This is a genomic window from Oscillibacter acetigenes, assembly GCF_025567605.1.
Lineage (GTDB): Bacteria > Bacillota > Clostridia > Oscillospirales > Oscillospiraceae > Oscillibacter > Oscillibacter welbionis.
In genome coordinates, this window is record NZ_JAOQKG010000008.1 from 78,413 (window position 1) to 102,926 (window position 24,514).

Here is a 24,514-nt window from a genome sequence, read left to right on the forward strand (position 1 = left end):
CGGACGTGCTCTGCGCACCAAAGGCAAGTTACTTCAGCACAAGTGTCAGCGCCAGCACGATCAGGCCCACTGCCCAGCAGTAATACGCGAACCAGCCGAACTTGCCTTTATCGGCGATCATCTTCAGCAGGCGGATACAGATATAGCCCACCACGGCGGCCACCGCCACTCCCACCAGATACACGGGAATATCCGATACGATGATGGAATTCTCCTGAATGGCGTCCTTCAAGGTCAGGATGTTGGCCCCCAGGACGGCAGGGATGGACAGCAGGAAGGAAAAGCGCACCGCAAACTTCCGGTCAAAGCCCACAAAGCAGCCGGCGGTGATAGTGGTGCCGGAGCGGGAGATGCCGGGGCAGGTAGCGATGGCCTGGGCAATGCCCACCAGCAGCACATCCAGCAGCTTGGCGCTCCGCTCCGTCTTGCGTCCTTTTTTTACCCGGTCGCTGGCGAACAGCAGAAAGCCCGTCACGATCAGAGCCCCCGCCACGAAATAGATATTGCCGGACAGGCCCTCCACCAGATCCTTCACCGGCAGCACCACAAACAGGGGCAGCGTGCCCACGATAATCAGCAGGATCATCCGCCGTGCCGGCGGGATGGGGTTGGGTGTGGTGCCGCGAACCAGATCGCGGACGCCGTCGATCAGCTCCACGATCATGTCCCGGATATCCTGCCAGTAGGCCGCGAACACTGCCACCAGGGTTCCCAGGTGCAGCAGCACGTCAAAAAAGTCCGGCGTCGCCGGAACGCCCGCCTGGCCCAGGAAGTGCTCCGCAATGGCCAGATGGCCGGAGCTGGAGATGGGCAGGAACTCCGCCAGGCCCTGGATCAGGCCCAGCAGGATGGATGACAGCAAAGACAATGGATTCAATCCCCCAGTCATTTAAAATCGCACATACATGCTTGAGTATATCACGGCCAGGCTGAAAATTCCAGTCATATTTCCGCATAGCCCGGAGAAAAGCAAAAAACAGACCGGCCGTTCAGGACCGGTCTGCTCATTTGTATGCAGCGGCCGAAGGCGGTTCACGTCTCCTCCAGCGTCTCCAGCGCGGCCTTGGCCGCCGCCTGTTCGGCCTCTTTCTTGCTGTGGCCGGAACCGGCGCCGATGGGCAGTCCGTTGAGCTGCACCTCCGCCTGGAAGGTCTTGTCGTGGTCCGGCCCCGCCTCGCCGGTCATGTGGTAGGTGAGCACCTGATCCGCCTGGCGCTGGACCAGTTCCTGCAGAGCCGTCTTGTAGTCCCGGCGGCGCTCCTCCACTACCTCTTCCTTCTCTGCGTCCAGCAGGCAGCGGTGGATCAGGGCGGAGGCCGCCTCGATCCCCCCGTCCAGGTACACAGCGGCAAACACCGCCTCCGTGGCGTCTGCCAGGATGGAGATCCGCTCCCGGCCGCCGCCAGCCTCCTCGCCCCGGCCCAGCTTCAGATACTGGCCCAGGCCCAGCTTCTGCGCCACTTCATACAGGCTCTGCTCACACACCAGGGCCGCCCGGATGCGGGTCAGGTCCCCCTCCGGAAGGTCCGGGTGCTGGCAGAAGAGAAACTCCGCTGTCACAAAGCCCAGCACGGAGTCCCCCAGGAACTCCAGCCGCTCATTGCTGCGCAGCCCACCGGCCCGGTGCTCGTTGGCGTAGGAGCTGTGGTTCAGCGCCTCCTCGAGAAGAGCCTGGTTGCGGAAGGTGTAATTCAGTTTTTTCTCCAGATCCCGCATATCGTCCACTCCCAAAAGGAAGCCCCGCTCTGCGCGGGGCGTTCCTGCAAGTTATCCGTTCAGCTTGCCTGCCACGTAATTCACCGCGTCGCCCACGGTCTTGATGGCCTTGACCTCGTCCTCCGCCGTCTGTCCCAGCTCGAACTCCTCCTCCATGGCCATCACCAACTCCACCAGGTCCACAGAGTCGGCGCCCAGGTCGTCTTCAAAGGAGGTCTCCAGCGTCACCTCGTCCAGCTCCATACCAAACTGCTCGGACACCAAATCCTTCATGGTCTGAAAAATTTCCTCATTCGACATGTCGTTCACCCCTCAAGGAAAAATGGTTCTGTGCCTTGCTGGGGTAATCATACGGCAATCTCTACGGCGGTGTCAATAGGAAATCAATTTTTTTCCATGCCGGGCTGGACCCGCATGTGTTCGATGTTGGCCTGAATGTCCGCGATGAAACCGCTTTCCGCATACTCCTTGGCCCGCAGCACCGCATTTTCGATGGCCCTGGCGTTGGAACCGCCATGGGCCTTGATCACCGGCTTTTGGATCCCCAGGAAGGGTGTGCCGCCCACCTCGCTGGGATCCAGCAGCTTTTTCATCTGCCCCAGATCCCCTTTCACCAGACCGGCGGCCAGCTTGGTCTTGGTGCTGGAGAGGAACATCTCCTTCAGGGACTTGAGCAGGAACTTGCCTACGCCCTCCATGGTTTTCAGCATCACATTGCCGGTGAAGCCGTCGGTAACGATCACATCGGCGGTGCCCATCATGGCCTCGTTGGCCTCCACATTGCCGATGAAGTGGATGCGGCCGGCCTCCCCAGCCTCTTTCAGCAGGGCGTAGGTCTCATGGCGCAGGGTGTCGCCCTTCTCCTCCTCCGCACCGATGTTCAGAAGGCCCACCCGGGGCTTTTCGATGCCCATGACCCGCTGGGCGTAGTAGCTGCCCAGGTACGCAAACTGGAGCAGGTACTCCGGCGTGCACTCGGCGTTGGCGCCGCAGTCGCAGAGGACCGCCCGTCCCCCGGCGGTGGGAATCTGGGGCCCCATGGCGGCCCGGCGGATGCCCCGAATGCGCTTGACCACCAGCGTGGCCCCGGAGAGCAGCGCCCCGGTGGACCCGGCGGAGACAAAGGCGTCTCCCGCGCCGTCCTTCAGCAGGTTCAATCCCACGGTCAGGGAGGAGTCTGGCTTCTGCTTGAAGGCCATGGCGGGGTCATCCGCGATCTCCACCACCTCTTTGGCGTCCTTGATCTCCACCCCTGCGGGCAGGCTCTTCTGGCCGCAGGCCTCCACGGCCTTCAGCACCTCCGCCGTCCGGCCCACCAGAATGATCTCCACCCCATGGTTCCGGTTGGCGTCCAGCGCGCCCCGGACGATTTCCAGCGGCGCGTTGTCTCCGCCCATTGCGTCTACAATGATCTTCATGCTTCCCGCACCTCCTGCTTGATTTGGTCGATGATGGCCAGTGAACGGGCCGACAGCTCCGCGTTCTTATTCCGCTTCCCCTTCACCCGATGGTCCAGGGGCGGCATGATGCCGAAGTTGATATTCATGGGCTGGAACATCGTGACGGAGGGATTGGACACATACAGCCCCAGAGCGCCGATGGCGGTCTCCCGGGGGAAATCGACGGGCGGCCTGCCGGTCAGGCGCCGAGCGGTCTCCACCCCCACCAGAAAGCCGGAGGCGGCGGACTCCACATATCCCTCCACGCCGGTCATCTGGCCGGCAAAGGAGAGCCGGGGCTCCGCTTTCAGCCGGTAGTACCGGTCCAGCAGCCGGGGAGAGTTCAAAAAGGTATTCCGGTGCATGACGCCGTAGCGCAAAAACTCTGCGTCGTGGAGGGCGGGGATCATGGAGAACACCCGCCGCTGCTCCGGGAATTTCAGGTGGGTCTGGAAGCCCACCAGGTTGTACACCGTGCCGTCGGCGTTGTCTCGCCGCAGCTGCACCACGGCGTAGGGCTCCTTTCCCGTGCGGGGATCCTTCAGCCCCCGGGGCTTCAGGGGGCCGTAGCAGAGGGTATCGTGGCCCCGGCGGGCCATGACCTCCACGGGCATACAGCCCTCAAATACCATCTTGTCCTCAAAGCCGTGGACCGGGGCCTCCTGGGCCGTGGTCAGCTCCTTCCAGAAGGCGTCGTACTCCTCCTCGGTCATGGGGCAGTTGACATAGTCCGCCGTTCCCCGGTCATACCGGGAGCCGAACCAGGCCTTGTCCATGTCCACGCTCTCGGCGGTGACCAGGGGGGCCGCCGCGTCGTAGAAGTGGAGGGCGGTGTCCGCCCCCAACAGGGACTGGAGCCGCTCCGCCAGGGCGTCGGAGGTCAGGGGGCCGGAGGCGATGACCACCTCCCCCTCCGGGATCTCGGTCACCTCGCCGGGCACCACGGTGATATGGGGGTGGCTGCGGATCTGCTCCGTCACCATGCGGGCGAAGCCGTGGCGGTCCACCGCCAATGCGCCGCCGGCCTCCACCCGGGTGGCGTCGGCGCACTGGAGGATCAGGGAGCCCAGCCGCCGCAGCTCCTCTTTCAAAAGGCCCACAGCGTTTTCCAGCTGGTCGCTCCGCAGGGAGTTGGAGCAGCACAGCTCCGCGAAGTATTCCGTCTCATGGGCGGGGGTCTTTTTTTCCGGCTTCATCTCCCGGAGGGTGACGTCGATACCCCGCTGGGCCAGCTGCCAGGCAGCCTCCGAGCCGGCCAGGCCGGCGCCGATAACTGTTACATTCATAGTTTGGATCCTTTATCTATCGTTGGTTGATGGTGCGTCCCATGGGACGGGGAATCTGGCTCCCGCCAGGGGGCCGTTTCCACGGGGGATGCGCCCCCCATTCTCTTTTTGTTCTTGACAAAAAGAGAATGCGCCGCGCCCGGTGGAAGAGAAAAAATCGCTTTTGGTCGCAACTTTGCACGTGCGTGCAAAGTTGCTGTACGGGGGTCGGCGTAAGATGGTGCCTGCGGGGTTGCGAGGGCTTCCCGACGGGCGCGGCGGAGTACGGTGCAGACTTGAACACTGACTCCCGCGGCGCGGTTCCGACAAAAATCGGGGTGCAAGGACGCATTTGACCAGATTCTCTTTCCGCGCGTTCCGCTTCGCTACGCGCTGCCCCGGCGGTCGTGGGAGCTTGCACCAGCTCCCGTCAACCGCCAAGCCAGCGGCAGCGAAAAGAGAAGCACCTCAATGCGATGACCACCCCGACGATCTCCGCACCATCCGCCACGGGACGGCAGTTACAAACTTGCAGAAGGGAAAAGCGTGCCCGAAGGCAGGCCAAAATCGGCGCTTGCACCGATCCGCCGACCCCCGTCGCGCGGAGGCGCGAACGCGCCGGAGCGCGTCTAAGCGGTCTTTTCTTTTGGACCGTGCACGGCCCGTTTTCTTTTCCACAAGAGGGAAAAGAAAATGGGGGGTGCATCCCGCTGGACCAGCCCCCTGCGGGAGCAGAAGTCCCCGTGGCCGCCGGACGGCGGCCCGTATCACCTTAGCTCCTCTGGTCGCTGCGTCCCAGCAGATAGTCGGTAGTAACGCCGAAGTAGTCCGCCATTTTCATCAATCCCGGCACATCCGGATAATGCCCGCCGCCCTCATAATTTTGGTATTGGCGAGCACTGATTTCAAAAACAGCAGCCATCTGTGTCTGTGTCTTGCCAGACTCCTTGCGCAGTTGTCTGACCCGTTGTGCAAAATTTTCCATGCCCCACCCCTTGACTTGCAGTTTAATTTCGTGTATATTGTAAACACGAAATTAAACTACGATTTTGGAGATGATTCATCATGACTGACCCTCTGGACATTCTCTTCGAGAACCTCCTGGAGCACCTGGACGAAAACCTCCCCGGCACCTGCTGGCCGCTCTACCAGCGGGAGAGCCGCCTGGAGAATGCTCTGCTGGCCTCCCTGACCCCGGAGCAGATCGAACTGCTGGAGTCCTATCAGGCCGCCGCCTGGCGCTGCACGGAGCAGGAGGAGCGCTTCCTCTTCCGCTCCGGCTTCCGCCTGGCCCGGGAGCTGTCACTCCTTCCCGGCGGGCTTCTTCGCCTTTGACGCGACCGTCTTTTTGGCCGCGGTCTTTCTGCTGGATGTGGTCTTGGCCGCCGCTTTGGAGGCCGTCTCCTTCTTGGCCGCAGGCTTCTTTGCGGCAGTCTTGGCGGCTGCCGGTTTCTTGGCGGCGCTCTTTTTCGCGGCGGTCTTAGCGGTGTCCGCCTTCTTCGCTGCGGCTGTCCGCCTGGCGGGCTTCTTCTCCGCTGTCTCCTCCGCCGCAGCGGCAGACTCCGCGCCCTCGGCGCTGTCCGCGGCCTTCTTCCTGGGATAGCCCCGCTTCTCCTCCGGCAGGAAGTTGCTGCATTCCGGATTGATGCAGAAGGGCTTCTTGAATCCCCGGCCCGCCTTCTTGAACATGGTGTGGCCGCAGACCGGGCAGTCGTCCTTCACCGGCACGTCCCAGGTCATGAAGTCGCACTTCGCCGTCTCGTCCTTGCTGTTCACATGCTCACAGCAGTAGTAGGTATACTGCTTACCGGTCTTCTTGCTGTTGCCGGTGCGCTTCATCAGCCGCCCGCCGCACTTGGGGCAGCGGCCCGGCATCTCCACCACCAGCGGCATGGTGAACGTGCACTCGGGGTAGCCGGGACAGGCCAGGAAGCGGCCGAACCGGCCGGACTTTACCACCAGATTCCGCCCGCACTCCGGGCAGATCTCCTCGCTGACCTCGTCGGGCACCTTGATGCGGGCGCCGTCCAGAGCCTTTTCGGCGTTCTCCAGGTCCTGCTCAAAGTCCCCGTAGAACTCCCGCAGCACGTCCTTCCAGGCGGTCTTTCCCTCCTCCACGGAGTCCAGCCGCTGTTCCATATTGGCGGTGAATTTCAGATCCGCGATGTCGGAGAACCGCTCTTTCATCAGGGCGGTCACCACACGGCCCAGGTTGGTGATGCGGAGGTACTTGCCCTCCTTCACCACGTACTCCCGGTCCAGGATGGTGGACACAGTGGGAGCGTAAGTGGAGGGGCGGCCGATGCCCTGCTCCTCCATGGCCCGGATCAGCGTGGCGTCTGTATAGTGGGCCGGGGGCTGGGTGAAGTGCTGCTCCCGGTCAAAGTCCTTCAGGGTCAGAGGTTCGCCCTCCCGCAGGGCGGGCAAGGGGGATTCCTTCTCCTCTTTCTCCTCGTCCTTGCCCTCCTCATACACGGCGGTGTAGCCGGAGAATTTCAGGCTGGAGGAGCTGGCCCGGAAGCTGTGTCCCGCCGCCTCGACCTCCACGGCCACGCTGTCGTACACGGCGTTGGCCATCTGGCTGGCCACGAACCGGCTCCACACCAAGCGGTAGAGGCGGTACTGCTCGCCGGTCAGGTCCTTTTTCAGCTGCTCCGGCGTCCAGTTGACGTTGCTGGGGCGGATGGCCTCGTGGGCGTCCTGGGCGCCCGCCTTGGCCTTGTAGCGGTGGGTCTGGGCGTAATGTTCGCCGTAGCGGCCCGTAATGAAGGTCTTGGCGGAGGCCAGGGCCTCCTCACTGATCCGCAGGGAGTCGGTACGCATATAGGTGATGAGGCCCACGGTGCCCTCGCCCTCGATATCCACGCCCTCGTACAGCTGCTGGGCGATGGCCATGGTCCGCCGGGGCGTCATGGAGAGCTTGCGGGACGCCTCCTGCTGCATGGTGGAGGTGGTGAAGGGCGGAGAGGGGCTGCGCTGCTTGTCTGTGCGCTTCACGGTCTTGACGGTGAAGGGGGCGTGCTCCGTCTCATGGACCACAGCATCCACGTCCTCCGCCGACTTCAGCTCCGCCTTCTTGCCGTCCTTCCCGTGGTAGCGGGCGGCGAAGGGGAGCTTTTTCGCGTCGTCGCCGAACAGGTTGGCATCCAAGGTCCAGTACTCCTCAGGTTTGAACTCCTCGATCTCCCGGTCCCGGTCGTCCACCATGCGGGTGGCCACGGACTGGACCCGCCCGGCGGAGAGGCCCCGGCGGATCTTCTTCCACAGCAGGGGGCTCAGCTCATAGCCCACGATCCGGTCCAGGATGCGGCGGGCCTGCTGGGCGTCCACCAGCTTCTGGTCGATGTCCCGGGGCTCCCGGATGCTCTCCTGCACCACGTTCTTGGTAATCTCATTAAAGGTGACCCGCCGGGTCTTCTCGTCCGGCAGGTTCAGCAGCTGCTTCAGGTGCCAGGAGATGGCCTCTCCCTCCCGGTCCGGGTCGGTGGCAAGGTAGACCATCTCCGCACTCTTGGCGGACTTCTTCAGGTCGGCGATGATGTCCTCCTTGCCCTTGATGGGCTTGTAGACCGGCTCAAAGTCGTGCTCCAGGTCCACGCCCAGGGTGCTCTTGGGCAGGTCCCGCAGATGGCCCATGCAGGCCTTCACCTCAAACTCCTTGCCCAGGTATTTTCCGATGGTTTTGGCCTTCGCGGGAGACTCCACGATGACCAGGCTGTGTTTTGCCATAGTTACCTCCAAGCGCCCAGGATCGGGCGCGTGTTTATTCCGTCAAATTCACCGCGCGGGCGTACCGCTTCCCGCTGTGCTGTGTCACCAGATGCTCGATCTCCAGCACGGTCAGGGCCGACAGCACCCGCCGAGTGGGGATGCCCGTCAGCTCGATCAGGTCGTCTGCCAGCATGGGCTCCTCCGTCAGCGTCCGGAGCAGGCAGATCTGGTCGTCGGTCAGACTCAGATTATTGTGGGACAGGCTCACCGACGGAGCCACCGGCTTGGGCTCCGTCTTCTGTCGGGCCTGATAGCCCAGCACAGGGGGCGCGTCCTGCGTCCCCTCCCGGCGCAGCTTGTCCGGGAACCGGGCCTCGTATTCCCGCAGGATGTCCCAGGCGTCGGACGCCAGCCCGGCGCCGTCGCGGATCAGGCGGTTGCAGCCCACGCTGGCCGGAGCATCAATGGGTCCGGGGACAGCGAACACGTCCCGCCCCTGCTCCAGGGCGGTGCCCGCCGTGATGAGCGCACCGCTGCGCTCCGGCGCCTCCACCACCAGGGCTGCCAGAGAGAGGCCGGATAGGATGCGGTTGCGCACCGGGAAATGCCGTCCATCCGGCGGCGTGCCCGGCGGGTACTCGCTGACCAGCGCGCCAGCCGCCGCAACATCCTCATATAGGTATTGATTTTCCGGTGGGTAAATCACATCCGTGCCGTTGCCCAGCACCGCCGCCACCGTGCCGCCGGCCCGCAGGGCGCCCCGCAGCGCCGCGGAGTCGATGCCTCGGGCCAAGCCGCTGACCACCACGGCTCCGCCGGCGGCCAAGCCATGGCCCAGCTTCTCCGCACAGGAGACGCCGTAGGGCGTGCAGTCCCTGGTGCCCACCACAGCCACCGCCGCCTCATCGTCAAAAGCCGGCAGGCGGCCCCGGACATACAGCAGACAGGGCGGGTCGTAAATATTCCGCAGCCGGTTGGGATACCCCGCGTCCTGGAGGGTGAGGATGTTCACATTCAGCCGCTGGCAGTCCGCCAAAATCCGGTCCGCAGCGGCGCAGTCCTTGTTCTCCAGCAGGATCGCCTGCTCCCGGGTGATGCCCTCGGTCAGCAGCACCTCCTCCGCCTCCGCGTAGTACACGTCCTCCGGCGTGGGGAAATGCTGCAGCAGCGCCAGCCGGGTCTGGTTCGTCAGCCCCGGCAGCTCCGTCAGCCACAGCCAGTATTTCAGCGCGGACATGGACTTCCCTCCTCAGTCGTCTCTCGCCGCCTCCCACAGCAGCACGGCCGCCGCAGCAGCAGCGTTCAGGGACTCGCAGTGACCGCTCATCGGGATCCTCACCGTCAGGTCACAAGCCGCCAGCGCGTCCGCCGAGAGGCCCTTCCCCTCGCTGCCAACGGCCACGGCGCAGTGAGAGAAGTCCGCCCGCCGCACGTCCACCGTATCGCTCCGAAGGGCCGCGCCATACAAGGGCAGGCCGCTCTTCGTCAGCAGCGCCCGCAGCTCTTCCAGCCCGCAGGTCCACACCGGGCAGCGGAACACCGCACCCATGGAGGCCCGAACGGTCTTGGGATTGTATAGGTCCGCGCAGGCGTTCACCAAAAACAATCCGTCGGCGTGAAAGGCGTCCGCCGTCCGGAGGATCGTCCCCACATTCCCCGGATCCTGAACCCCGTCCAGGACCACGTACCGGCGGCCGGTCAACTGTTCCGGAAGCGTCCGGCCCGGCAGGCCGCACACGGAGAGGACGCCCTGGGGCGTCTGTGCGGGAGAGATGGATTTCATCAAATCCCCGGGTACCTGGACGCGGCGGACAGTATCGGGCAGGGCAGGCAGGGCGGCGGGGTCCGTGCAGACCACTGTCCGCAGGCCCGCTCTCCACAGCAAAGCCTCCTCCAGCAACTTGGGGCTGTCGCAAAGGAACTCCCCGCAGTCCCGGCGATAAGAAACGGAGGACGCCAGCTTGCGGAGATGGGTGCACAGCGGATTGGTCCGGCTGGTGATGATCTCCATAGGGCGCGCCTCCTTTTCCGGTCATTCTGCTCCCCGTGCGTCCATCCGTTCCAGGTGCTGTCCGGAGACGGGGATGCGCTCTATGCCCGGTGGGACATAGAGCGCGAAAGGTCCCATTCGGCAGCCCTTGGCCGCCGCAGTCCATGGAATTTCATGGAAACCGCTGTGGGGATTTATACAAAAGCAAGTATAGCATAAGCTCTTCTGTGATTCAAGTCAACGATTTTTTTCACAGCACCCTGGAATTTCATACCTTATAAATAAAAAAACACCGGCCGCTGCAGCCCGGCCGTTACAGATTCAACAGCCCGGAGCCCAGGTGGGAGCTCCGGATCCGGCCTTCTCCGGAAGGGTGCCGCCTTCGTGCTCTCCCATTTATCGCCTCCGGAATCTCTCTCCTCCCCCTGCGGCGCAGGTGCCTCTGCTTCTCAAGTCCACTGTTCGACCGCCCCGGTGCCGTACACATTCCGCTCTAAATCCAGAGCCGGTGCGCATATCCGGAGAGGATTCCGTTTTTCTGCCGGCGGTTTTTGCCTTGACAGCAGACGGAGGAGTACGCCGGCCAGCGGCGTACTCCCCCTCTTTCCGCCGGGGCAAAGGCCCCGCCGGGTCAACTTCTCCATTTGCAGCTCTCCGCAAATCCGGCCTTAGCCGGACGTTTGCCAGCACAGGCTCTCCGGCCGGATGCGCTCATTCCAGCGGCTTCATCGTGGGGAAGAGAATGACTTCCCGAATGGTGTCGGAGTTGGTCAGCAGCATGACGCAGCGGTCGATGCCGATTCCAAGGCCGCCGGTGGGGGGCAGGCCGTACTCCAGGGCGTTGATATAGTCCTCGTCCATCATGCCAGCCTCGCTGTCGCCCTTGGCCCGCAGCTCCACCTGCTTCTGGAACCGCTGCTTCTGGTCGATAGGGTCATTCAGCTCGGAGAAGGCGTTGCCCATCTCGCTGCGGCAGATGAACAGCTCGAACCGCTCCGTCAGCCGGGGATCCTGCGGGGAACGCTTGGCCAGAGGGCTCACATCCACTGGGTGCATAGTGATGAAGGTGGGCTGTACCAGCTTCTCCTCCACCTTCTGATCGAAGGTCTCATACAGGGCATTGCCCCAGGTGGGGTCCGCCGTCTCCGGCAGCTCCACGCCGATGGCCTTGGCAGCGGCCACCGCCTCCTCATCAGATGAGATAGCCATGAAGTCGATGCCGGTGTACTGTTTCACGGCCTCATGCATGGTCAGCCGGGGCCAGCCGGGGGTCAGGTCGATCTGCTCGCCCTGCCACTCCACCTGATAGGTGCCCAGGATCTTCTGGGCGGCAGAGGACAGCAGGTCCTCAAACAGATCCATCATGCCGTTGAAGTCCGTGTAGGCCTGATACAGCTCCACAGTGGTAAACTCCGGGTTGTGCTTGGGGTCCATACCCTCGTTGCGGAAGATGCGGCCGATCTCATACACCCGGTCCAGGCCGCCCACAATCAGCCGCTTCAGGGGCAGCTCTGTGGCGATACGCATATACATATCGATGTCCAGAGTGTTGTGGTGGGTGATGAAGGGCCGGGCAGTGGCGCCGCCGGAAATGGTGTTCAGCACCGGCGTCTCTACCTCCATATAGCCCCGTTCATCCAGGAAGTCCCGGACGTGCTTGATGAACTTGGACCGGATGACGAAGTTTCGCTTCACCTCCGGGTTCACGATCAAATCCACATACCGCTGGCGGTACCGGAGCTCCAGATCTGTCAGGCCGTGGAACTTCTCCGGCAGGGGCAGCAGCGCCTTGCTCAACAGCGTGATGTTCTTGGCCCGGACACTCATCTCGCCCCGCTGGGTGCGGAACACCTCACCCTCGACGCCCACGATGTCACCGATGTCGAACTTCTTGAACTTCTTATAGACCGCCTCATCCATCTCGTCCTGGCGGGCGTACAGCTGGATGCGGCCGTCCCGGTCCTGCAGGTCACAGAAGCTGACCTTGCCCATGCCCCGCTTGCTCATCAGGCGGCCGGCCACCTTCACGGCCCTGCCCTCCATCTGGTCAAAGTGCTCCTTGATCTGTGCAGAGGTGGCGTCCCAGTCGAACCGGGTCTGCTGGAAGGGATCCTCGCCTGCGGCCTGAAGGGCCGCCAGCTTCTCCCGCCGGACGCGGCGCTGCTCACTCAGCTCCTGCTCCGGCTGCTGGGTTGTCTTCTGTTCAGACATGTCCGCTCTCCTTTACCGCTCGATCTTCTGCACCGTGTAGACGATGGCGCCGCTGGGGGCCTCCACCGTAACGGTGTCCCCCTCCTTGGCTCCGACCAGGGCCTTGCCGAAGGGAGACTCCTCGGAAATGATGCCGTTCATGGGGTCGGACTCCTGAGAGCCCACGATGCGGTAGGCGGGCATGGTGTTGCCGTTCTTGTCCGCCACCGTCACCTTGCAGCCGATGGTCACCACGTTGGTGGGGGCGTTGCTCTCGTCCACGATCACCACGTGCTGCAGGATCTCCTCCAGCTCTGCGATGCGGGAATACAGCTTGCCCTGCTCGTTCTTTGCCTCGTCGTACTCGCTGTTCTCGCTCAAATCGCCGAAGCCCCGGGCCACCTTGATCTGCTCCGCCACCTCGTCAGACCGGGTGGTCTTCAAATAGTTCAGCTCTTCCTGCAGTTCCTGGGCGCGGGCCGCGCTCATCTTGTACTCTCTTTCCATGTGGACCGTATCTCTCCTATCCTTTGGCAGGGCGGCCGATGCGGCCGCCCCTGCACATAATGATGCTATATTATCATAGAGTAGTATTATAGTGTGTGGATTTGAGAATGTCAAGCGATGCCGCCTGCGGTTTTGCAAAATTCTCTGCGGTGTCAGCTCTCCGCCGTGCCCACGGTGATCTGCCCCGGCCGCAGGACGCCGCTCTCCACCAGTACGGCCAGCAGCTGAGGGCGGCAGAGGCCCGGGGGCATCTGGCCCTCCAGCACCGGCGGCAGCAGCAGCGGCGGCAGAGGCGCCGCCTCATCATACAGCCGCAGCACTGCCGGGTCCCGCCGTCGCAGGTCCGTCCGGGCCGCGAACAGCACCAGCACATCCGCCTCTTCCATCTGCTGCCGGGTGGGGGACAGCAGCAGGGAAACGCCGTACTCCCGCCGCAGCTGATTGGCCAGGGTGTCGCCGCCGTAGGGCACATCCAGCAGCACGTAACGGTTTCCCAGCGCCAGCTCCGTCACGGTCCGCACCAGCTCGCCGGAGAGCTGGTCTCCCGCCACCGCCAGCCGTGCGCTGCCGCCGGAGAGGTTCCGCCCTGCCATGACCGCCCGTGCCAGATCCGCCGCCAGCGCCCGCCGCAGAGGCAGCGTGGACACCGGCGCCACACCGACCTTCTCCAGCTGTTCCCCATAGGCAAACGCCTCCGGCACCACCAGACGGGTGACACCGGCCTTCCGCAGCCGCTTGGCGGCCGTCAGCACCCGCCGCCGCACCAGGGCCTCCGGTGTCCGGGGGCCCCTGGCCACCGACGCCCAGGCCACCCGCAGGTGGAGCAGGGCCCGCGTCTCCAGAACCACGCTCTTTTGCCGGACGCCGCCCGCAGGGGGCGTCCAAGTCATCATACCGATCATAAAATCACTCCCGCCCCATCCTACGGGGCGGGAGCGGTGTTTATGCACTTTTTGAAAGGGTATAGCCGGTGAGATATCCCATCTTGGGCTCTGCGCCGTCGTTCAGTGGATTCACCCGGACGCCGTTCTCCGTCACCTCAAAGTGCAGGTGCGGTCCGGTGGAGTTGCCGGTGGAGCCGGTGATGCCGATCACGTCTCCCTGGTTCACATACTGGCCCACAGACACCTTCCGGCTGGACATGTGGGCATACAGTGTGGTATTGCCGCTGCCGTGGGAGATGACCACATAGTTGCCGTAGGAGCTGCTGTACTGGGACACGATGACCGTGCCGGACTTGGCTGCGTAGATGGAGCTGGTGTAACCCACCCGGCCGATGTCCGTACCCTTGTGGTTGGTGGAGCCGATACCGCCGGGAGAGTTCCGTCCGCCCATGGTGGAGGTGATGTACCGGCTGTTCACCGGCCAGATGTAGCCGCCTGGATTGGACTCTGTGGACTGGCCGTTGGCGGCCTGCTGGGCCACCAGCTGGTCGCTGAGGCGCTGGGCCTCCGCCCACAGGGCGTCCTGCTCCGCCTCCAGATCTGCCAGTGCGGCCTCCGTCTCGTTCTCGTTGGCGGACAGCTGCTGGATGACGGCGTTGGCCTGGCTGCGCTGGGTGTTCAGCTCATTCTCCTTGCTGACCAGCTCCGCCTTGGCGGCCTCGGTCTCAGCCTTGCTGCTCTCCAGCGTGGCCTTCTTCTCCTCGATCTCCGCCTGAAGGGCCTTGAGGTCGTCGATGACGCCCTGGTCGTACTTCATGATCTCGTTGATGGCGTCCAGCCGGCCCAACAGGTCGGTAAAGCTGCTGGCCCGGAACAGCACCGCCCAGTAGCTGACCTCGTCCTGCTTCTCCATCTCTCGGACCCGGCTGCAGAACAGCTCGTACTGGGCCGCCTCTTTTTCCTCAGCCTCTACCAGCTCCGCCTCCGTCTGGGTGATGAGGGCGGCATACCGGTCGATCTGGGCCTGCGTATTGGCGATCTGTGCCTCCGTATTGGCGATCTGCTGGTCCAGCAGCTCTTTCCGGGCCACAGCCTGGCTCTTGTCGTCCGCCAGGGCATCCAGCTTGGCCTGGAGCTCCTTTTTCTCCGCGTCCAGGCCGTTGGCCTCATCCTTCAATTCATTCACGTCCGCCCAGGTGACGGCCGCCGCCGGAGCCAGATTGGCGCCGGTGATAGCCAAGGCCAGCGCCGCTGCGAACACGGCGCGGAAGATGCGGTGGAATCGCCTGCCAGCTTTCTTCATGCCCGTCACCTCACACCTGCAAAAATTTCCGGATGGCGGAGAGGCTGCCTCCCACGCCGATCACAATGCCCGCCAGAGCGAACACCGCCGCCACTGGCGCCCAGAGCTCCGAGAAGGGCATCACCTGGATCAGCTGCAGCGTGTCGTTGCTGTCCACACCCCGGGCCACTGCCGCATACAGCGCCCACTGGAGGAAGAAGGCGATCACCGCGCCCAGCAGGCCCAGCATGAAGCCCTCATACACAAAGGGCCAGCGGATGAAGCCGTTGGTGGCGCCCACCATCCGCATGATGGCGATCTCCTCCCGCCGGTCAAAGGTGGTGAGCTTGATGGTGTTGGAGATGATGAACACCGACACTACGAACAAGATGGCGATCAGTGCCACGCATACCACCGTGGCTACGTTCCGCACAGTGACAAAACCACCGGCGATCTCCTCGTAGTGGCTGACATCGGAGATGCCGGTGAGGGCCTGCACCGCCTCCACGGTCTCGCTCTGCGCCTCCAGATCCACCAGCTTGATGGCGTAGCGGTCCTCCAGAATCTCCGGGTCCAGGTCCTGGAACAGCTCCTCATCCGGGTACTGGGCCTTGAAGTCCTCCATGGCCTCATCCCTGGAAATGAAGGTGACGGAGGCCACATTGGGAATGGCCTCCAGCCGGGACTTGAGGGCCCGGGCCTGGGTCTCGGTGTAGCTGTCATCCACATAGGCCAGGATCTCATTCTCCTGTTCCAGGGTGGTCAGCAGCTCATTGGCGTTTACCGCCACCAGGGTAAAGGTACCCATAATCAGCAGGCAGGCCACCGTGATGCCGATGGCGGCAAAGGACATGAAGCCGTGGCTGAACATATTGCTCAGTCCCTCGTGGAAAAAATAGCTGAAATCGTGACGTTTAGCCATGGATATGCCCCCCCACATAGCCGCCCACGCTGTCGTTGACGACATGGCCGGAATCGATGGTGACCACCCGCTTGCCGAAGCGGTCCACCAGGTCCTTCTCGTGGGTCACCACCACCACGGTGGTGCCCAGCTCGTTGATCTTCACCAGCAGGCTCATCAGCTCCAGGGACCGCTCCGGGTCCAGGTTTCCGGTGGGCTCGTCGGCGATGATGGTGTTGGGGTTGTTCACCAGGGCCCGGGCAATGGCTACCCGCTGCTGCTCGCCGCCGGAGAGCTCCGTGGGATAGCTGTCCGCCTTTTTCCCCAGGCCCACCAGCTCCAGCACATAGGGGATGCGCTTGCGGATCTCCTTGGGGCTGGCGCCCACTGCCCGCATGACAAAGGCCAGGTTGTCATAGACAGTCTTCTTCTCGATCAGCCGGAAATCCTGAAAAATCACTCCCAGAGTGCGGCGCATCAGGGGGATCTGCTTTTCTGAGATGTTGCTGACGGAAAAACCGTTGATCATAATGCGTCCGGCGCAGGGTTCCACCTCGCCGGTCAGCAGCTTGATGATGGTGGACTTGCCGGACCCCGAAGGGCCCACCAGAAACACGAATTCCCCGTCCTCGATCGTCAGGGTAATGCCCTTGATGGCCCGGGTGCCGTTGTCGTACTCCATCTCCACGTCTTTTAATCGAATCATGTCTGTACCTCGTGTTCCCTATTTTATACACGCCGGGCGCGGCCGAAAGGTTCCCCGCCAGTCGACATAATGTAAGAGCTTTTTTCATTATATCTGGTTTTCCGCCGCAATGCAACCGCCTTTTTCAAATCTTCCGATTCCGTTTTCCTCCCCGGCGGTCCGTCTCCGCCGGGCGCGAAAAACCCCGGCCGGAATTCCGGCCGGGGCGCTTGTGTGATCCATCCAGGCTCAGGAGTCGATGCCCCGGGAGGTCAGATATTTCTTGACCATCAGAGCCACCTTGAAGGTAATGGCGTCGTCGAACTCCCGCAGGTCCAGGCCCGTCAGCTTCTTGATCTTCTCCAGCCGGTACACCAGAGTGTTCCGGTGGACGAACAGCTTCCGGGCGGTCTCGGACACGTTCAGGTTGTTCTCAAAGAACTTGTGGATGGTGAAGAGCGTCTCCTTGTCCAGTGCGTCGATGGGGTTCTTTTTGAACACCTCCTGGAGGAACATCTCGCACAGGGTGGTGGGCAGCTGATAAATCAACCGGCCGATGCCCAAATTCTCATAGTTGATGACGTACTTCTCCGTGTCAAAGACCTTGCCCACCTCAATGGCGATCTGTGCCTCCTTATAGCTCTTGGCCAAGTCCCGCAGGTGGGTGGCCACGGTGCCGATGCCCACCACCACCACCGTGGGCTCCCCGCCGGCACGGAGGGCCTCCTCAATAGAGGAGGCGATCTTGTTCAGCTCCTTGATGCCGGAGCCCTCCGGCATCTGGCGGATGAGGACCACGTCGCCCTCGCCGATGCTGAGGACGAAATCGTTTTGCCGGTCCGGGAACAGGGACTGGATCACGTCCGTGGGGACAGACTCCCCCTTCTTCAGGGTGCGGACCACGAATACGCCCCGGGGCACGTCCGCCGTGACCCGCAGCTCCTTGGCCCGCACATAGATATCCCCCAGCATGATGTTATCGGAGATGATGTCCTTGATGAAGGACCCCCGGTCATGTTTCTCCTCGTAGTAGGATTTGGCTGCATTCAGCGCCACCGTGGCCATGGCGCAAACGGTCTTGCTGATCTCGTTGTCGCCAAAGGCGAAGGCTGCATAGTCAAACTGGGTTCCCCAGCCGTTCAGGGCCTTGAATGTCTTTCCCTCCGACGTGACGATGGCGCCGCCGGCAGCATTGATGGCAGGCACATGCTCCGCCCACCGCTGGCCGATCATCGCCAGTTCGCTGCAGGCGATGACGATGCCCTCACCGTCAATGACGCCAACCGTCCGGTCCGTATTTTCCTTCAGCTGCAGCACCACATTTTGAAAAATTCTTCCAGACATGGTCGTCCTCCTCCTCTAAAATCACACGTGGGGGCGTTGTGCAAATTGTCAATGGATATATTATATCGTTGAATTTGTCAAAATGCAAGATATATTTTCTTTTTTCAACAAAAAAACGGCTTCTTTTTTGGGCAAGATTTGAATTTTCTGATGTGGCCGTTAGAAATTTCGCAGGCTCTCTACCTCATCCTCCGTCAAATATCGGTATGTGCCCGGTTCCAGGGCCGGATCTAGTGGCAAATTGCCCATGCGGACCCGCTTCAGATAGAGGACCGGCTTTCCCCGAGCCGCCAGCATCCGCTTCACCTGATGGAACTTCCCCTCCCGCAGGGTGACCAGCCCCTCGCTGCCCTCCGGCCCGGCGGAGAGGATCTCCAGCCCCGCCGGCAGGCATTCCAGGCCGCCTCCCAGGGTCATGCCTGCCGCAAACGCCCTGCAGTCCTCCTCCGTCAGACAGCCGGCAGTGCGGGCATAGTAGACCTTGTCCACATGATGCTTGGGAGAGAGGATGTCGTGGGCCAGTCCTCCTTCGTTGGTCAGCAGCAGCAATCCCTCCGTATCCTTGTCCAGCCGCCCCACCGGAAACAGTCCCCGCCGCCGGAGCTCCGGCGGCAGCAAGTCCAGCACTGTGGCCCCCCGGCCGTCCTCCGTGGCGGAGAGGACCCCCGCAGGCTTATGAAGCATGATCCAGGTGTAGCGGCGGCAGTGCAGCACGGTCCCGTCCACCATAATCTCCACTGCCTCCGGCACCACCTTGTCCTCCGGAGACCGGGCAGGCACACCGTTCACCAGCACCCGGCCCTGGCGGACCAGGAGCCTCACTTCCCGCCGGGAGTATGTCCCCTCCCCGGCGATGATCTTGTCCAGACGCGCTTTCTCCATGCCGGCCTCCTCCTTGCTGACCTCTGCCTCTTTTTACCGCTTCTCTTCCCCCGGGACGAACACGGCAGACTCTCTTCCGACGGCTTGTTCTGCTTCATCTTATCATAAATCCGGAAAAAAATGAATAGGAAGATGCAGGAGGGATCGATATGCTGATTTGGACCGCGCGGGTTTCCAAGAAGACAAAGGCCGTTGTGGCTGTGATCCTGGCCGGCATCCTGGCGGCCGCCGTCCTGCTGCTGGTGGGCCGCTCCGGTGGCGGTCAGGACGCGGCAGCTTGGCAGCTGACCGGCAATGCCGACCGCATCGCCTATCTGGAGTCCATGGGCTGGCAGGTGGAGGAGGAACCGGTGGAGACGCTGCAGTTTCTGCTGCCGGAGAAACTGGAGGAGCCCTACCTCACCTACAACGAGCTGCAGGATTCCCAGGGCTTCGACCTTTCTGCGTGCTGCGGCAAGCAAGTGGCCCGGTACACCTACACCGTCACCAACTATCCCGGACGGCCGGAGGGTGTCCAGGCCAACCTCTACGTCTGCGAGGGGCAGCCGGTGGCCGGGGATATCCTCTGCGCCGGGGCAGACGGATTCCAGGACACACTGGTCTATCCGGAGCAGGACTGAGCCCGTTCGGAATGGCCTGCGGGCAAAAAAAGAACTGCCGCATTGCGGCAGTTCTTTTTCTTGGCTGAAAAATCAGGCCTCGGTGATCTCGGTAACAGCGCCGGAACCCACAGTGCGGCCACCCTCACGGATAGCGAAACGCAGGCCCTTCTCAATGGCGATGGGGGTAATCAGCTCCACGCTCATCTCGACGTTATCGCCGGGCATGCACATCTCAGTGCCCTCGGGCAGGGTGATGACGCCGGTCACGTCGGTGGTGCGGAAGTAGAACTGAGGACGATAGTTGTTGAAGAAGGGGGTGTGACGGCCGCCCTCGTCCTTGGTCAGGACGTAAACCTGGCCCTTGAACTTGGTGTGGGGATGAATGGAACCGGGCTTCGCCAGAACCTGGCCGCGCTCGATGCCGTTGCGGTCCACGCCACGCAGCAGGGCGCCGATGTTGTCGCCGGCCTCAGCGTAGTCCAGCAGCTTGTGGAACATCTCGATGCCGGTGACGACGGTCTTCTTCTTCTCGTCGGTCAGGCCAACAATCTCGACTTCCTCGCTCAGCTTCAGGACACCACGCTCCACACGGCCGGTAGCCACGGTGCCGCGGCCGGAGATGGTGAACACGTCCTCGACGGGCATCAGGAAAGGCATATCCTCCTTGCGGTCGGGGGTGGGGATATAGTCGTCAACAGCATCCATCAGCTCCTTGATGCAGGCATACTCGGGAGCGGCGGGATCGCTGGACTCGGAAATCAGAGCGTTCAGAGCGGAACCCTTGATGATGGGGATGTCGTCGCCGGGGAACTCATACTTGGAGAGCAGCTCACGGACCTCCATCTCCACCAGCTCCAGCAGCTCGGGGTCGTCGACCTGATCGCACTTGTTCAGGAACACGACGATGGCGGGCACGCCCACCTGACGGGCCAGCAGGATGTGCTCACGAGTCTGAGCCATGGGGCCGTCGGAAGCGGCGATAACCAGGATAGCACCGTCCATCTGGGCAGCGCCGGTAATCATGTTCTTGATATAGTCGGCGTGGCCCGGGCAGTCCACGTGGGCATAGTGACGCTTCTCGGTCTCATACTCCACGTGAGCGGTGTTGATGGTAATGCCGCGCTCCTTCTCCTCGGGGGCCTTGTCGATGGAGTCATAAGCCTCGAACTGAGCCTTGCCCTGCAGAGACAGCCACTTGGTAATGGCGGCAGTCAGCGTGGTCTTGCCATGGTCGACGTGACCAATGGTGCCGATGTTAACATGGGGCTTGGTTCTTTCAAATTTCTGCTTAGCCATTTGAAAATCCTCCTGTCAATTTTCAAAATCTGTTGGGTGCAATGCGGTTTTTCTCAGCATTGCTTATTTTACCGTATAATGGAGGGAAAATCAATCCCTTTTTCCTTACGCCTGGGGCTTATTGCGGGTCTCCACGATCTTATCCCGGATATTCTTCGGGATCTCCACGTAGTGGCTGGGCTCCATGGTGTACTGGCCGCGGCCCTGGGTGCGGGAGCGCAGATCGGTGGCATAGCCGAACATCTCGGCCAGGGGCACGTAGGCGTCGATCTGCTGGGCGCCGGGACGGGCCTCCAGCTGGATGATCTGGCCGCGGCGGCTGTTCAGGTCGCCGATGACATCGCCCATATACTCATCGGGCACGATGACACTGACCTTCATGATGGGCTCCAGCAGCGTGGGATCGGCCTTGCGGCAGGCCTCCTTGAAGGCCATGGAGCCAGCGATCTTGAACGCCATTTCAGAGGAGTCCACCTCATGATAGGAGCCGTCGTACAGGGTGACCTTCACATCCACCACGGGGAAGCCGGCCACCACGCCGGCGTTCATGGCGCCCTGGATACCGGCGTCGACAGCCGGGATATACTCCTTGGGAACGGCGCCGCCCACGATGGCGTTGACAAACTCGTAGCCCTTGCCGGACTCGTTGGGCTCCACGTGGATCTTGACATGGCCGTACTGGCCCTTGCCGCCGGACTGACGGGCATACTTGGTGTCCTGGTCCACGGCCTTCTTGATGGTCTCCTTGTAGGCGACCTGAGGTGCGCCCACGTTGGCCTCCACCTTGAACTCGCGCAGCAGGCGGTCCACGATGATCTCCAGGTGCAGCTCGCCCATGCCGGCGATGATGGTCTGGCCGGTCTCCTCATCCGTGTAGGTCTTGAAGGTGGGATCCTCCTCGGCCAGCTTGATGAGGCCCATGGTCATCTTCTCCTGGCCGGCCTTGGTCTTGGGCTCGATGGCCACGCGGATGACGGGCTCGGGGAACTCCATGGACTCCAGGATGATGGGTGCCTTTTCATCGCACAGGGTGTCGCCGGTGGTGGTGTTCTTCAGACCCACGGCAGCCTCGATATCGCCGGAGAAGACCTCCTCGATATCCTCCCGGTGGTTGGCGTGCATCTGCAGAATCCGGCCGATACGCTCCTTGACGTTCTTGGTGCTGTTCAGCACGGAGGAACCGGTGGTCAGATGGCCGGAATAGACGCGGAAGAAGCTCAGGCGGCCCACATAGGGGTCGGTCATGATCTTGAACGCCAGGGCGGAGAAGGGGGCGTTGTCGTCCGCAGGACGCTCGTCCTCCTCATCAGTCTTGGGGTTCACGCCCTTGATGGGCGGAATGTCCAGGGGAGAGGGCATATAGTCCACGATGGCATCCAGCAGCTTCTGCACGCCCTTGTTGCGGTAAGACGTGCCGCAGGTGACGGGCACCATCTCATTGGCGATCGTGGCCTTGCGGATGGCCGCACGGATCTTGGCCGTGGGAACTTCCTCGCCAGCCAGATATGCCTCCATGATAGACTCGTCCACCATGGACACGGCGTCCATCAGCTTCTCCCGGTACTCGTTTGCCAGGTCCACCATGTCCGCGGGGATGGGCTCCACGCGCATATCCTTGCCCAGATCGTCATAGTAGATGTCCGCGTCCATCTCGATCAGGTCGATGATGCCTTTAAAGGTATCCTCGCTGCCGATGGGGAGCTGGATGGGCACGGCGTTGCACTTCAGGCGCTCCTCAATCATGCGGAGCACGTTGTAGAAGTCGGCGCCCATGATGTCCATCTTGTTGACATAGATCATCCGGGGGACCTTGTAGTTATCGGCCTGGCGCCACACAGTCTCAGACTGGGGCTCCACGCCGCCCTTGGCGCACAGCACGGTGACAGAGCCGTCCAGCACGCGCAGGGAGCGCTCCACCTCCACGGTGAAGTCCACGTGGCCCGGAGTGTCGATGATGTTAATCCGGGTGGGCTTGAACTGGTTCTTGGAACCGGACCAGTAGCAGGTGGTGGCGGCGGACGTGATGGTGATGCCGCGCTCCTGCTCCTGGGCCATCCAGTCCATGGTGGCGGTGCCATCATGGGTCTCACCGATCTTATAGTTCACGCCGGTGTAGAACAGGATACGCTCGGTAGTCGTCGTCTTGCCTGCATCGATGTGAGCCATAATGCCGATATTACGGGTATTTTCAAGAGGTGTTTTTCTCGGCATACTGTTTCTCCTAACTTACCAGCGGAAATGGGCGAACGCCTTGTTGGCCTCGGCTGCCTTGTGGACTTCCTCGCGCTTCTTCACGGCGCTGCCGGTGTTGTTGGCGGCGTCCATGAGTTCGCCGGCCAGGCGCTCAGCCATGGTACGCTCGCTGCGGGAACGGGCGTAGGCCGTCAGCCAGCGCAGACCCAGGGTCGTGCGGCGGGCGGGACGGACCTCCATGGGGACCTGATAGGTGGCGCCGCCCACACGGCGGGCCTTGACTTCCAGGCTGGGCATGATATTCTCCATGGCCTGGTTGAACACTTCGATGGGGTCTTTCTCGGTCTTCTCCTTGATCTGGTCGAAGGCACCGTAGACCACCTTCTGGGCCACGCCCTTCTTGCCATCCAGCATGACACTATTGATCAGCCGGGTGACCAGGACGGAGCCGTAAACGGGATCCGGCAGGATCTCTCTCTTGGGAACATTACCTCTTCTGGGCACTATGCTTCCCTCCTTCATAATAATTCTATGATCTCATAGGTACTCAAAAGGCGTATTGCAGCCTTCCGTGGATGCCTGCCAAAGAGGTCGTCCCGGCGGCCCGGAGGCCGCCATCTATATAAACCTATTCGGCAAAGCTCTCAGTTCGCAGACTTACTTCTGCTTGGGCCGCTTGGCACCGTATTTGGAACGAGCCTGCATACGGCCGGAGACGCCCTGGGTATCCAGCGTACCGCGGATGATGTGGTAACGGACACCGGGGAGATCCTTGACACGGCCACCGCGGATCATCACGACGGAGTGCTCCTGCAGGGAGTGGCCCACGCCGGGAATGTAAGCGGTGACTTCGTAGCCGTTGGTCAGACGCACACGGGCGATCTTACGCAGGGCGGAGTTGGGCTTCTTGGGGGTCGCGGTTCTCACGGCGGTGCACACGCCTCTCTTCTGGGGAGAAGGCAGATCGGTGGTCTTGTTCTTCAGGGTGTTCAGACCAAACTGCAGAGCGGGAGAAGTGGACTTGTAGGTAGCCTGTTCTCTTCCTTTACGGACCAGCTGGTTAAAAGTAGGCATTCGGTGTATTTCTCCTTTCTTTCATAATTTCGCTGCCGTGTAACCACGACAGCCCTTATTTTTTACGGAACGCGGTGAAGCTATTCCGAAAAAAACCATTTCTTTATGCGGAGAGGACGGCCACCACGGACGCGCCCACGCTGATCCGGCACGCCTGGCCCAGCTGGGACAGTGTGTAGTCCGTCTCTACGGGGATGCCGGCCTCCGCACAGCTGGCGGCCACCGGCTCGGTGATGGCGGGATCGGCGTCACAGGCGAGATAGACCCGCTTGGCCCGGCCTTCCCGGATCGCCTTGCGGGACTGCTTCACGCCGATGACCTTCTCCTGGGAAGCAAGCTCCGAGATCACGGGAAATTCCTCCTGAAACGCATGGCAAAATCCGCAGAATCCTAATATCCGCGCATTTTTGGATTATACCATGGGGAAACATATCCGTCAAGACATTTTTCGGTAAAAATTTTCCATGATCCGCAGACTTTTGGACGTTTTCCCCATCTCCCGGGCGTGCCGGATACCTGGAGACATCTTAGGAGAACTTCTCCCTGTTTCCGG

Annotated in this window: 24 protein-coding genes; 2 read left to right on the forward strand and 22 right to left on the reverse strand. The window is 62.1% G+C overall.

Annotation, left to right across the window (positions count from 1 at the left end; all coding sequences use genetic code 11):
• Window positions 1–28: 28 nt before the first annotated feature.
• The 6 genes from OCV80_RS15505 to OCV80_RS15530 form a co-directional block, all read right to left on the reverse strand.
• Window positions 29–868 carry an undecaprenyl-diphosphate phosphatase gene (locus OCV80_RS15505; RefSeq protein WP_036631136.1) on the reverse strand — a complete coding sequence of 280 codons (840 nt, stop codon included), beginning with the start codon at window positions 866–868 and terminating at the stop codon, window positions 29–31.
• Between the two features lie 164 nt (window positions 869–1,032).
• The gene (gene rnc / locus OCV80_RS15510) at window positions 1,033–1,716 is read right to left on the reverse strand and encodes a ribonuclease III (RefSeq protein WP_021750890.1); all 684 of its coding nucleotides are present in this window, start codon (window positions 1,714–1,716) and stop codon (window positions 1,033–1,035) included.
• A 51-nt stretch (window positions 1,717–1,767) separates the two neighbouring features.
• Window positions 1,768–2,016 (reverse strand): acyl carrier protein, encoded by a 249-nt coding sequence (gene acpP / locus OCV80_RS15515; protein WP_021750891.1) that lies wholly within the window; start codon window positions 2,014–2,016, stop codon window positions 1,768–1,770.
• An 83-nt stretch (window positions 2,017–2,099) separates the two neighbouring features.
• On the reverse strand, window positions 2,100–3,134 hold the full coding sequence (gene plsX, locus OCV80_RS15520) for a phosphate acyltransferase PlsX (protein ID WP_021750892.1): 1,035 nt from the start codon (window positions 3,132–3,134) through the stop codon (window positions 2,100–2,102).
• On the reverse strand, window positions 3,131–4,441 hold the full coding sequence (gene trmFO, locus OCV80_RS15525) for a methylenetetrahydrofolate--tRNA-(uracil(54)-C(5))-methyltransferase (FADH(2)-oxidizing) TrmFO (protein ID WP_021750893.1): 1,311 nt from the start codon (window positions 4,439–4,441) through the stop codon (window positions 3,131–3,133). The genes plsX and trmFO overlap by 4 nt, the downstream gene beginning before the upstream one ends.
• A gap of 751 nt (window positions 4,442–5,192) precedes the next feature.
• Complete coding sequence (locus OCV80_RS15530; protein ID WP_021750751.1) at window positions 5,193–5,405, reverse strand: helix-turn-helix domain-containing protein; 213 nt, start codon at window positions 5,403–5,405, stop codon at window positions 5,193–5,195.
• An 80-nt stretch (window positions 5,406–5,485) separates the two neighbouring features.
• Here OCV80_RS15530 and OCV80_RS15535 point away from each other — a divergent pair, with 80 nt between their 5' ends.
• Window positions 5,486–5,755 carry a hypothetical protein gene (locus OCV80_RS15535; protein ID WP_021750752.1) on the forward strand — a complete coding sequence of 90 codons (270 nt, stop codon included), beginning with the start codon at window positions 5,486–5,488 and terminating at the stop codon, window positions 5,753–5,755.
• Here the strand turns inward: OCV80_RS15535 and topA are convergent.
• The 11 genes from topA to OCV80_RS15590 form a co-directional block, all read right to left on the reverse strand.
• Complete coding sequence (gene topA / locus OCV80_RS15540; RefSeq protein ID WP_136891628.1) at window positions 5,723–8,149, reverse strand: type I DNA topoisomerase; 2,427 nt, start codon at window positions 8,147–8,149, stop codon at window positions 5,723–5,725. The genes OCV80_RS15535 and topA overlap by 33 nt on opposite strands.
• A gap of 34 nt (window positions 8,150–8,183) precedes the next feature.
• Window positions 8,184–9,368, reverse strand: coding sequence for a DNA-processing protein DprA (gene dprA / locus OCV80_RS15545; RefSeq protein ID WP_021751600.1), 1,185 nt, complete (start codon window positions 9,366–9,368; stop codon window positions 8,184–8,186).
• Window positions 9,369–9,380: 12 nt separating this feature from the next.
• Complete coding sequence (locus OCV80_RS15550; protein ID WP_025545358.1) at window positions 9,381–10,142, reverse strand: TrmH family RNA methyltransferase; 762 nt, start codon at window positions 10,140–10,142, stop codon at window positions 9,381–9,383.
• A 690-nt stretch (window positions 10,143–10,832) separates the two neighbouring features.
• Entirely contained in the window at window positions 10,833–12,332 is a 1,500-nt protein-coding gene (gene lysS, locus OCV80_RS15555) for a lysine--tRNA ligase (protein WP_025545356.1), read from the reverse strand.
• A gap of 12 nt (window positions 12,333–12,344) precedes the next feature.
• Window positions 12,345–12,818 (reverse strand): transcription elongation factor GreA, encoded by a 474-nt coding sequence (gene greA / locus OCV80_RS15560; RefSeq protein ID WP_021750729.1) that lies wholly within the window; start codon window positions 12,816–12,818, stop codon window positions 12,345–12,347.
• 152 nt (window positions 12,819–12,970) lie between these two features.
• Entirely contained in the window at window positions 12,971–13,720 is a 750-nt protein-coding gene (locus OCV80_RS15565) for a hypothetical protein (RefSeq protein ID WP_119310780.1), read from the reverse strand.
• A 40-nt stretch (window positions 13,721–13,760) separates the two neighbouring features.
• Window positions 13,761–15,005: a murein hydrolase activator EnvC family protein gene (locus OCV80_RS15570; RefSeq protein WP_119310779.1), complete on the reverse strand. Its 1,245-nt coding sequence runs from the start codon at window positions 15,003–15,005 to the stop codon at window positions 13,761–13,763.
• Between the two features lie 10 nt (window positions 15,006–15,015).
• Window positions 15,016–15,906 (reverse strand): permease-like cell division protein FtsX, encoded by an 891-nt coding sequence (ftsX, locus tag OCV80_RS15575; protein WP_021750732.1) that lies wholly within the window; start codon window positions 15,904–15,906, stop codon window positions 15,016–15,018.
• A complete protein-coding gene (gene ftsE / locus OCV80_RS15580) occupies window positions 15,899–16,591 on the reverse strand; it encodes a cell division ATP-binding protein FtsE (protein ID WP_021750733.1) in 693 nt (230 codons plus the stop codon). Before ftsE ends, ftsX begins: the two co-directional genes overlap by 8 nt.
• 228 nt (window positions 16,592–16,819) lie before the next feature.
• The gene (locus OCV80_RS15585; RefSeq protein WP_267288541.1) at window positions 16,820–17,914 is read right to left on the reverse strand and encodes a PucR family transcriptional regulator; all 1,095 of its coding nucleotides are present in this window, start codon (window positions 17,912–17,914) and stop codon (window positions 16,820–16,822) included.
• A 159-nt stretch (window positions 17,915–18,073) separates the two neighbouring features.
• Complete coding sequence (locus tag OCV80_RS15590; RefSeq protein WP_136891625.1) at window positions 18,074–18,796, reverse strand: pseudouridine synthase; 723 nt, start codon at window positions 18,794–18,796, stop codon at window positions 18,074–18,076.
• A 149-nt stretch (window positions 18,797–18,945) separates the two neighbouring features.
• Between OCV80_RS15590 and OCV80_RS15595 the strand changes: the two genes are divergently transcribed.
• A complete protein-coding gene (locus OCV80_RS15595; protein WP_021750736.1) occupies window positions 18,946–19,416 on the forward strand; it encodes a DUF4830 domain-containing protein in 471 nt (156 codons plus the stop codon).
• 72 nt (window positions 19,417–19,488) lie between these two features.
• Here the strand turns inward: OCV80_RS15595 and tuf are convergent, their stop codons facing one another.
• From tuf to OCV80_RS15620, 5 genes are all read right to left on the reverse strand, one after another.
• Window positions 19,489–20,694: an elongation factor Tu gene (gene tuf, locus OCV80_RS15600; RefSeq protein ID WP_021750737.1), complete on the reverse strand. Its 1,206-nt coding sequence runs from the start codon at window positions 20,692–20,694 to the stop codon at window positions 19,489–19,491.
• 105 nt (window positions 20,695–20,799) lie between these two features.
• Window positions 20,800–22,905: an elongation factor G gene (gene fusA / locus OCV80_RS15605; protein WP_036631090.1), complete on the reverse strand. Its 2,106-nt coding sequence runs from the start codon at window positions 22,903–22,905 to the stop codon at window positions 20,800–20,802.
• Window positions 22,906–22,920: 15 nt separating this feature from the next.
• Window positions 22,921–23,391, reverse strand: a complete 471-nt coding sequence (rpsG, locus tag OCV80_RS15610; RefSeq protein WP_036631091.1) for a 30S ribosomal protein S7 — start codon at window positions 23,389–23,391, stop codon at window positions 22,921–22,923.
• A 153-nt stretch (window positions 23,392–23,544) separates the two neighbouring features.
• On the reverse strand, window positions 23,545–23,961 hold the full coding sequence (gene rpsL, locus OCV80_RS15615; RefSeq protein WP_021750740.1) for a 30S ribosomal protein S12: 417 nt from the start codon (window positions 23,959–23,961) through the stop codon (window positions 23,545–23,547).
• Between the two features lie 103 nt (window positions 23,962–24,064).
• The gene (locus OCV80_RS15620) at window positions 24,065–24,310 is read right to left on the reverse strand and encodes a ribosomal L7Ae/L30e/S12e/Gadd45 family protein (protein ID WP_025544826.1); all 246 of its coding nucleotides are present in this window, start codon (window positions 24,308–24,310) and stop codon (window positions 24,065–24,067) included.
• Window positions 24,311–24,514: the final 204 nt, after the last annotated feature.

What these genes read in the sequence shown, in the direction of transcription:
- rnc (WP_021750890.1), bottom strand. Translation starts at nt 1,716, where the DNA reads ATGCGGGATCTGGAGAAAAAACTGAATTACACCTTCCGCAACCAGGCT.
- acpP (WP_021750891.1), bottom strand. Translation starts at nt 2,016, where the DNA reads ATGTCGAATGAGGAAATTTTTCAGACCATGAAGGATTTGGTGTCCGAG.
- plsX (WP_021750892.1), bottom strand. Translation starts at nt 3,134, where the DNA reads ATGAAGATCATTGTAGACGCAATGGGCGGAGACAACGCGCCGCTGGAA.
- trmFO (WP_021750893.1), bottom strand. Translation starts at nt 4,441, where the DNA reads ATGAATGTAACAGTTATCGGCGCCGGCCTGGCCGGCTCGGAGGCTGCC.
- OCV80_RS15530 (WP_021750751.1), bottom strand. Translation starts at nt 5,405, where the DNA reads ATGGAAAATTTTGCACAACGGGTCAGACAACTGCGCAAGGAGTCTGGC.
- OCV80_RS15535 (WP_021750752.1), top strand. Translation starts at nt 5,486, where the DNA reads ATGACTGACCCTCTGGACATTCTCTTCGAGAACCTCCTGGAGCACCTG.
- topA (WP_136891628.1), bottom strand. Translation starts at nt 8,149, where the DNA reads ATGGCAAAACACAGCCTGGTCATCGTGGAGTCTCCCGCGAAGGCCAAA.
- dprA (WP_021751600.1), bottom strand. Translation starts at nt 9,368, where the DNA reads ATGTCCGCGCTGAAATACTGGCTGTGGCTGACGGAGCTGCCGGGGCTG.
- OCV80_RS15550 (WP_025545358.1), bottom strand. Translation starts at nt 10,142, where the DNA reads ATGGAGATCATCACCAGCCGGACCAATCCGCTGTGCACCCATCTCCGC.
- lysS (WP_025545356.1), bottom strand. Translation starts at nt 12,332, where the DNA reads ATGTCTGAACAGAAGACAACCCAGCAGCCGGAGCAGGAGCTGAGTGAG.
- greA (WP_021750729.1), bottom strand. Translation starts at nt 12,818, where the DNA reads ATGGAAAGAGAGTACAAGATGAGCGCGGCCCGCGCCCAGGAACTGCAG.
- OCV80_RS15565 (WP_119310780.1), bottom strand. Translation starts at nt 13,720, where the DNA reads ATGATCGGTATGATGACTTGGACGCCCCCTGCGGGCGGCGTCCGGCAA.
- OCV80_RS15570 (WP_119310779.1), bottom strand. Translation starts at nt 15,005, where the DNA reads ATGAAGAAAGCTGGCAGGCGATTCCACCGCATCTTCCGCGCCGTGTTC.
- ftsX (WP_021750732.1), bottom strand. Translation starts at nt 15,906, where the DNA reads ATGGCTAAACGTCACGATTTCAGCTATTTTTTCCACGAGGGACTGAGC.
- ftsE (WP_021750733.1), bottom strand. Translation starts at nt 16,591, where the DNA reads ATGATTCGATTAAAAGACGTGGAGATGGAGTACGACAACGGCACCCGG.
- OCV80_RS15585 (WP_267288541.1), bottom strand. Translation starts at nt 17,914, where the DNA reads ATGTCTGGAAGAATTTTTCAAAATGTGGTGCTGCAGCTGAAGGAAAAT.
- OCV80_RS15590 (WP_136891625.1), bottom strand. Translation starts at nt 18,796, where the DNA reads ATGGAGAAAGCGCGTCTGGACAAGATCATCGCCGGGGAGGGGACATAC.
- OCV80_RS15595 (WP_021750736.1), top strand. Translation starts at nt 18,946, where the DNA reads ATGCTGATTTGGACCGCGCGGGTTTCCAAGAAGACAAAGGCCGTTGTG.
- tuf (WP_021750737.1), bottom strand. Translation starts at nt 20,694, where the DNA reads ATGGCTAAGCAGAAATTTGAAAGAACCAAGCCCCATGTTAACATCGGC.
- fusA (WP_036631090.1), bottom strand. Translation starts at nt 22,905, where the DNA reads ATGCCGAGAAAAACACCTCTTGAAAATACCCGTAATATCGGCATTATG.
- rpsL (WP_021750740.1), bottom strand. Translation starts at nt 23,961, where the DNA reads ATGCCTACTTTTAACCAGCTGGTCCGTAAAGGAAGAGAACAGGCTACC.